Annotated in this window: 2 protein-coding genes; both read left to right on the top strand. The window is 63.3% G+C overall.

The genetic code is table 11. The annotated features are described in order from the left end of the window. A partial coding sequence (locus EOA22_RS35515) for an asparagine synthase C-terminal domain-containing protein (protein WP_164756271.1) occupies positions 1-504 on the top strand: 504 nt, incomplete at its 5' end. A gap of 23 nt (positions 505-527) precedes the next feature. Next, the gene (locus EOA22_RS35510; protein WP_127390708.1) at positions 528-794 is read left to right on the top strand and encodes an acyl carrier protein; all 267 of its coding nucleotides are present in this window, start codon (positions 528-530) and stop codon (positions 792-794) included. The last annotated feature ends 78 nt before the right edge of the window (positions 795-872 follow it).

Genomic DNA, 872 nt, shown 5'->3' with positions numbered 1-872 from the left:
CCCTTGCACCAGGCGCAATATCTGGAAGCCCGCTTCCTTCTCCCTGGCTACATCCTGTCCAGCCAGGGCGACCGCATGGCGATGGCCCACGGCATCGAGGGCCGCTTTCCCTTCCTCGACCATCATCTGGTCGAGTTTGCCGCCGGCCTTCCTCCCGAGATGAAGCTGAAGGGGCTCGTGGAGAAGCATATTCTGCGGGAGGCGACCAAAGACCTGCTGCCGGCCGCCATCGGCCGGCGGACCAAGCAGCCCTATCGCGCACCGGATAGCCAGTCCGTCGTTGGGCCGGGCACGAGGGACTATGTCCAGTCGGCCCTGGGCGACGCCGCAGTCAGCGCCGGCGGGCTCTTCAATCCGAAGGCAGTGGCAAAACTACATGAGAAATGCAGCCGCCAGCCGGCCTCCGGCTTTCGCGACAACGCGGCCTTTGTCGGCATCCTGTCGACGCAGCTGTGGCTGACGACTTTCACCGGCACAGGCATTTGCAACGCAAAGGCCGCCTGACACCACCAAGGAAAGCGAACGACATGACCGATCCGATCCAAGCCGCAGTGAAGGCCTTTGTCATCGAGAACTGCCTGTTCGGCGACACCACCCACGCCCTCGCCGATACGGACTCGCTGATCGAGAACGGCATCATCGATTCGACCGGCGTTCTGGAACTGGTGGCCTTTATCGAGGACCATTGCGGAATCACAGTTGCGGACGCCGATATCGTGCCGGCCAACCTCGATTCACTGGCGCGCATCACGGCCTTCATCACAGCGAAGACCGCATCGCTCGTCGCGGCGTGACGGCTGGCAGCGGAAGGCCCGAGCTCATGCGGGTCGAGCAATTCCTCATCACGAACGCGCACGCGCATGGCGCGAAGA

Source organism: Mesorhizobium sp. M7A.F.Ca.US.014.04.1.1 (genome assembly GCF_003998745.1).
In the GTDB taxonomy this organism is placed as follows: Bacteria; Pseudomonadota; Alphaproteobacteria; order Rhizobiales; family Rhizobiaceae; genus Mesorhizobium; species Mesorhizobium ciceri.
The sequence above is the reverse complement of the archived record's forward strand: the minus strand, read 5'-3'. Positions and strand labels throughout refer to the sequence as shown.